At 75.0% G+C, this 5574-nt stretch carries 3 protein-coding genes; 1 reads left to right on the top strand and 2 read right to left on the bottom strand.

Annotated elements, in window-relative coordinates; translation table 11 throughout:
- Window positions 1-97: 97 nt before the first annotated feature.
- Together ACFUEL_RS33920 and ACFUEL_RS33925 are read right to left on the bottom strand one after the other, a co-directional pair.
- Entirely contained in the window at window positions 98-1222 is a 1125-nt protein-coding gene (locus ACFUEL_RS33920) for a polysaccharide deacetylase family protein (RefSeq protein WP_380241132.1), read from the bottom strand.
- A gap of 151 nt (window positions 1223-1373) precedes the next feature.
- Entirely contained in the window at window positions 1374-3194 is a 1821-nt protein-coding gene (locus ACFUEL_RS33925) for an AMP-dependent synthetase/ligase (protein ID WP_380241134.1), read from the bottom strand.
- Window positions 3195-3576: 382 nt separating this feature from the next.
- Here ACFUEL_RS33925 and ACFUEL_RS33930 point away from each other — a divergent pair.
- On the top strand, window positions 3577-5574 hold a 1998-nt coding region (locus ACFUEL_RS33930; protein ID WP_380241136.1), incomplete at its 3' end, for a nitrate- and nitrite sensing domain-containing protein.

Consider the following 5574-nt stretch of genomic DNA (forward strand, 5'->3'; position numbering starts at 1 on the left):
GACAGCGTGGAAGGAGCCCGGCCGCCGGCGGTTCCGGGGCCGGCGGCCGGCGCCGGCGGTCGGTCAGCGCGGGCAGCCGCTCAGCGCAGGCAGCCGGTCAGCGCAGGTAGCCGGTCAGCGCCGCGGGCTTCAGTCCGGCCCGGTCGGCCGCGTCCAGGGTGCGCCGGAGGTCGGTCAGCAGGGTGTCGGTGAAGTGCAGGATGACGATGTCGCCGGCCTGCAGGGCGCCGTCGGGGTGCGAGGTGTTCGAGGCGCCCCAGCCGAAGTCCGCGTTGGCGGTGACCAGGTACGCCATGCCGCAGTTCGCGGCGGCCTGCTGGAGGTCGGCGTCCACCGCGAAGTACGGGGGGCGGAACAGGGTCGGGACGGTGCCGTAGCGGGCGGTGACGGCGTCCCGGGCGTCGCAGATCTCGGCCTGCTGCTCGGCGGGCGACAGCGCGGTCAGGTCCCGGTGCGAGACGCTGTGGTCCTCGATCGCCGAGCCGGGCACGGCGGTGGCCCGGGAGAAGTAGTCCGGCTCGAAGCCCTCCGGCATCGGCAGCGGGAACGCGGTGACCGGCACCTTCCGGTCGGCGAGCAGCTGCAGGACCGCCGGGTCGCGGGTCCAGCCGTCGTCGATGGTGATGAAGACGACCGGGTCGGCGGTCGGCACGCTGGTGGTGAGCGGCGCGGGCGCCGGGCTGTCGCCGGTCACCGAGACGTCGTCCACCGAGACCGGGCCCTGGCCGTACCAGCCGTGCGCGTACAGCTGCACCGAGGTGGTGGCCGGGCCGGTGGTGAAGGAGGTGCTCAGCCGCTGCCAGCCGCCGCCGGTGGACGCCGTCCAGGCCGGCGGGACGTCGTGGCCGGTGCCGCTCGCGCCCAGGAAGGCGTACGAGCCGCGCACCCACGCGCTGTAGGTGTAGGTGGTGTCCGGGCGCACCGCGAGGGTCTGGGTGCACCGGGCGGTGGAGTCGTCCGAGGCGGGGGTGAGGGCGAGGGCCGAACTCCCGGTGCGGGCGGCGGCGGTGACCGCGCCCTCGCCGGCCGCGCAGTGCCAGCCGGGGATCGAACCCCAGTCGGCCAGCGGCAGGGTGGGGATCTCGAAGCCGGGGTTGGTGGCCAGGTTCGGCGCGGGGGCCGGGGCCGGCGCGTCCGCGCGGGCGGCCGGCACGGTGGCGAGGGAGGCCAGCGCGGCGGTGGCGGCGAGGGCCGCGAGACGGCGGCGGGCGGAACCGATCACGTGTCAACTCCATTGTGGGGGACGGGCGGAGGAGTGACTCCCGGAGGGGGCGGGGGTCGGTGGGGGCCCTGCCGCACCAGGCCGGTGCACACAATGGACTGGACCAATCCCGGCGGTCAAGCGGAACGGCCCGACCGGCGGCGGAGATCGGTCAACCGGCGTAGAGCTCCTCGATGTCCTGCGCGTAGCGATCCACCACCGCCGCCCGGCGGATCTTCAGCGAGGGCGTCAACAGCCCCTCCTCCAGCGAGAACTCGCGCGGCAGCAGCCGGAACGCCCGGATCGACTCCGCCCGCGACACCGTGGTGTTCGCCGCCCCCACCGCCCGCTGCACCTCCTGGTGCAGCTCCGGATCGGTCAGCGCCTCCCACACGTCCAGCCGCGGCCGCCCGCGGGCCCGCAGCCAGTGCGCCAGCGCCACCCCGTCCAGGGTGATCAGCGCCGCCAGGTACGGCCGGTCGTCGCCCACCACGAGGCACTGGGCGATCAGCGGGTGCGCCCGCACCCGCTCCTCCAGCACCGCCGGGGCCAGGTTCTTGCCGCTGGAGGTGACGATCACCTCCTTCTTGCGGCCGGTCAGCGTCAGGTAGCCGTCCCCGTCCAGCTCGCCCAGGTCCCCCGTGGCCAGCCAGCCCCGGCACAGCGCCTCGTCCGAGCAGCGCGGGTGGTTCAGGTAGCCGGCGAACACCCCCGGCCCCTTCACCCACACCTCGCCGTCCTCCGCGATCGCCACCGTCGTGCCCGGCACCGGACGGCCCACCGTGCCGAACTTCGGCCGCCGCGGCGGGTTCGCGGTCGCCGCGGCCGAGGACTCGGTCAGCCCGTAGCCCTCGTACACCGTCATGCCCGCGCCCGCGAAGAACAGCGCCAGCTCCCGCCCCAGCGTCGACCCGCCCGACATCACCGCCCGCACCCGGCCGCCCAGCACCGCCCGGATCCGCTGGTACACCATCCGCTCGTACGCGGCGTGCCGCAGCCGCAGCGCCGGGGAGGGGCCGGGGCCCGCGCGGTGCGCCCGGCGCTCCCGGGCCGCCGCCCACTCCACCGCGACCTGCTCCGCCTGCTCGAACAGCTCCAGCCGTCCCGCCGCCTCGGCGGCCTCCCGGGCCCGGCGGTGGATCCGCTCGAAGACGTACGGCACCGCGTGCAGGAAGGTCGGCCCGAACGAGGCCAGCGCCGGCAGCAGGCTGTCCGCCGACACCTTCGGGTGGTGGCCGATCCGGATCCCGCCGCGCACCGCCGCGACCTGGGTGACCCGCCCGTACACGTGCGCCAGCGGCAGGAACAGCAGGGTGGCCGGCTGCCCGCCGCCGGGCTCGGCGAACACCTCCCCCCAGCCCGCCAGCACCGCGTCCGCCACCGAGGCGAAGTTGCCGTGGGTCAGCAGGCAGCCCTTGGGGCGGCCGGTGGTGCCCGAGGTGTAGATGACGCTCGCCGGCGAGTCCGGCGTCACCCCGAGCCGCTGACGGTGCACCAGGGCGTCCGGCACGCCCGCGCCGTCCGCGGCCAGCTGCGCCACGCAGCCCCGGTCCAGCTGCCAGATGCCGGTCAGCTCCGGCAGCGCGTCGCACACCGCGCCCACCGTCATCGCCTGGTCCTCGTCCTCCACCACGCAGGCCACCGCCGCGGTCTCCGCCAGGATCCAGCGCACCTGGTCCGGCGAGGCGGTCGGGTAGACCGGCACGGTGACCGCCCCGACCGACCAGAGCGCGTAGTCGAACAGCGTCCACTCCCAGCGGGTCGCCGACATCACCGCGACCCGGTCGCCGTAGCGCACCCCCCGGGTCAGCAGGCCCCGGGCCAGTGCCAGCACCTCGTCGCGGAACTGAACCGCCGTCACCGGCGCCCAGCCGCCGTCCACCGGCCGGGACAGCTGCACCAGCCGCGGATCCCGCTCCGCCCGGTCGAACACCGAGTCGGCCAGCCCACCGGTCGGCGCCGCGCCCGCCGCGGGGCTGCTGAACTCTCGCACGGTCCCCCCCGATCCCCGCCGCTCCCGCCCCGTGCCGGGCGTCGCACCCCGCTCCGGCACGCACGTTCCGGGCGGCACCGGCGAAGCTACCGGATCGGCGCGGCGCTGCCCAGAGTCACCGCCCGACGACGCCCCGCACCGGCCGCGGCTCCGCAGGTCGGGGCCATGACAGAACCCGGCCGGGAATTAAAGGACGATCCGGACAACAGCCGATCACGATGCACTTTCACCCTACGAACGGGTGGTCAGGAAGTAGTAGGCTCGCGGAACTCGTCCCCCGCCTTACCCGCCCCTGCCCGCACCCTCCCCTGCCCACGCGCACCCACCCGCGCCCGCCCACCGCGTCCCGGGGTCCCTCCCCCGAGGACCACTAAGGACCCGTATGCGCCTGCGCCGCAGCTCGATCCGCGCGAGGATCGTCGCGCTGCTCCTGGTGCCCATCGCGGCGCTCAGCGGCCTGTGGGTGTACGCCACGCTCGTCACCACCGGCGACGTCTGGGAACAACTCGACCTCAGCTCCACCTACACCGCCTTCGGCGACCCCGCCGACCGGTACGCCCACGACCTCCAGCAGGAGCGCACCGCCGCCGTCCTGCGGCTGGCCGCCCCCACCGACGCCGGCTACGCCGCCGCCTACGCCAAGGCCCGCGAGACGACCGACCGCGACCTCCGACTGCTGCGCTACCAGGGCGACAGCCACGACGCCGGCAAGCTCGACGCCGACCAGCGTGCCCGCTACCAGGACGTGCTGTCCGTCGCCGACCAGCTCGGCGCCATCCGCAGCCAGATCGGCCAGCAGAAGCAGAGCTGGGACGGCGCCCTGAAGGACTACAGCGACCTGATCACCCCGGTGTTCGCGTTCCGCTCCTCCTTCGTCGCCAAGCAGTCCGGCTCGCTGCCCCGCCAGGGCACCATCCTGGTCGAGCTCTCCCGGGCCGGCGAGTACCTCTCCCAGGAGACCGCCGCGATGCGCGCCCTGCGGGCCGGCACCGAGGCCGGCGCCAAGGACCCGCGCAAGCAGCAGGTCGCCCTGGACGCCATGAACGCCCAGCAGGCCCTGTTCCGGATCTACATCGCCGAACTGGACCCGGACGACCGCCAGACGTACAACGCGCTGCGCATGGAGCAGGACTGGAGCTGGCTCACCGCCGCCGAGAACGGCTTCGACAAGGCCGCCGACCGGGCCCTGGAGGTGCGCGGCGGACCGGTCGACTCCTGGGGCGAGACCGCCGACAAGGTCCTCGACGGCATCGACACCCTCAACTCCAAGCTGGCCGCCGACCTCGGCGACCGGGCCCGCGACAGCGCGATCGACGCGCTGGTCCGCGGCGGCACCGCCGGCCTGGTCGGCCTCACCGCCGTCGTCCTGTCCATCGTCATCTCCTACCGCACCGGCCGCCGCCTGGTGCGCGAACTCGTCGGCCTGCGCAACGCCGCCGCCGACCTGTCCGCCACCCGGCTGCCCTCGGTGATGCTCCGGCTGCGCCGCGGCGAGGCCGTCGACGTGCCCGCCGAAGTGCCCCAACTCGACTTCGGCGCGGGCGAGATCGGCCAGGTCGGCCGGGCCTTCAACGAAGTGCAGCGGGTCGCCGTCGAGGCCGCCGTCGAACAGGCCGAACTGCGCCGCGGCGTCTCCGCCGTCTTCGTCAACCTGGCCCGCCGCAGCCAGGTCCTGCTGCACCGCCAGCTCACCCTGCTCGACACCATGGAGCGCCGCACCGAGGACCCGCGCGAGCTCGAGGACCTGTTCCGGCTCGACCACCTCACCACCCGCATGCGCCGCCACGCCGAGGGCCTGATCATCCTCTCCGGCGGCTCGCCCGGCCGCGCCTGGCGCAAGCCGGTCCGGATGGTCGACGTGGTGCGCGCCGCCGTCGGCGAGGTCGAGGACTACGCCCGGGTGCAGGTGCGCCCCTTCCCCGGCACCGGCCTGCTCGGCTCCGCCGTCGCCGACGTCACCCACCTGATCGCCGAACTCGTCGAGAACGCCACCGTGTTCTCCCCGCCGCAGACCCACGTCACCGTCCAGGGCGAGGTGGTCGCGCACGGCTTCTGCCTGGAGATCGACGACCGCGGCCTCGGCCTGAGCGAACAGCACCTGGAGGAGATCAACCAACGCCTCGCCGTCGAGCAGGAGTTCGACCTCGCCGACACCGACCGGCTCGGCCTGTTCGTGGTCTCCCGGCTCGCCCGCCGGCACGGCATCCGGGTGCACCTGCGGCCCAGCCCCTACGGCGGCACCTCCGCCGTGGTGCTGATCCCGCGCGAACTGCTCGCCGAGACCGTCGAGAGCGCCCCCGACGCGCCCCGCCAGAGCGGCGAGGACACCGGCACCCACCGGCGGCCGCCCGCGCCCGCCGCCGCCGGCGCCGTCCGGGCC

It is taken from the genome of Kitasatospora sp. NPDC057198 (assembly GCF_042670125.1).
Lineage (GTDB): Bacteria > Actinomycetota > Actinomycetes > Streptomycetales > Streptomycetaceae > Kitasatospora.